Annotated in this window: 1 protein-coding gene; it reads right to left on the minus strand. The window is 64.4% G+C overall.

What is annotated here, in order from left to right; genetic code table 11:
- A partial coding sequence (locus V7S54_RS33230) for an S-(hydroxymethyl)glutathione dehydrogenase/class III alcohol dehydrogenase (RefSeq protein ID WP_336410026.1) occupies positions 1–1,110 on the minus strand: 1,110 nt, incomplete at its 3' end.
- Position 1,111: the final 1 nt, after the last annotated feature.

Consider the following 1,111-nt stretch of genomic DNA (forward strand, 5'->3'; position numbering starts at 1 on the left):
GCGGATGCTTTCGCCGGAATGCATCAGCTCGAAGCCCTTGTTGATGTCTTCGAGCGGCATGGTGTGGGTGATCATCGGATCGATCTCGATCTTGCCCTCCATGTACCAGTCGACGATTTTCGGCACGTCGGTGCGGCCGCGCGCGCCGCCGAAGGCGGTGCCCATCCAACTGCGGCCGGTGACGAGCTGGAACGGCCGGGTGGAGATTTCCTGGCCCGCGCCGGCAACGCCGATGACGACCGACTTGCCCCAGCCGCGATGTGAGGCCTCGAGCGCCTGGCGCATCACCTTGGTGTTGCCGGTGCAGTCGAAGGTGTAGTCGGCGCCGCCGATCTGGTCGGCACCACGTTTGGTCATGTTGACGAGGTAGGGCACGATGTCGTCGCCGACCTCCTTCGGATTGACGAAGTGGGTCATGCCGAAGCGTTCGCCCCAGGCCTTCTTGTCATTGTTGAGGTCGACACCGATGATCATGTCGGCACCGGCGAGACGCAGGCCCTGGATGACGTTGAGACCGATGCCGCCGAGACCGAAGACGATCGCGGTCGCGCCCATCTCCACCTTGGCGGTGTTGATGACTGCACCGATGCCGGTGGTGACGCCGCAGCCGATGTAGCAGATCTTGTCGAAGGGCGCGTCCGGGTTGACCTTGGCAACCGCGATTTCCGGCAGCACCGTGTAGTTGGCGAAGGTCGAGCAGCCCATATAGTGGTGGATCTTGTCCTTGCCGATCGAGAAGCGCGAGGTGCCGTCCGGCATCAGGCCTTGCCCTTGCGTCGAGCGGATCGCGGTGCACAGGTTGGTCTTGCGCGACAGACAGGACGGGCAGGAGCGGCACTCGGGCGTGTAGAGCGGAATGACGTGATCGCCCTTCTTCACCGAGGTGACGCCCGGACCGACGTCGACGACGATGCCGGCGCCTTCATGGCCGAGGATCGCCGGGAACAGGCCTTCCGGATCGGCGCCGGACAGGGTGAAATCGTCGGTATGGCAGATGCCGGTGGCCTTGACCTCGATCAGGACTTCGCCGGCCCGCGGCCCTTCGAGTTGAACCGTCATGACCTCGAGCGGCTTGCCTGCCTGAACGGCAACGGCGGCGCGTACATCCATC

The organism is Ensifer sp. CCNWLY38, from assembly GCF_037120565.1.
Lineage (GTDB): Bacteria > Pseudomonadota > Alphaproteobacteria > Rhizobiales > Rhizobiaceae > Ensifer > Ensifer adhaerens_H.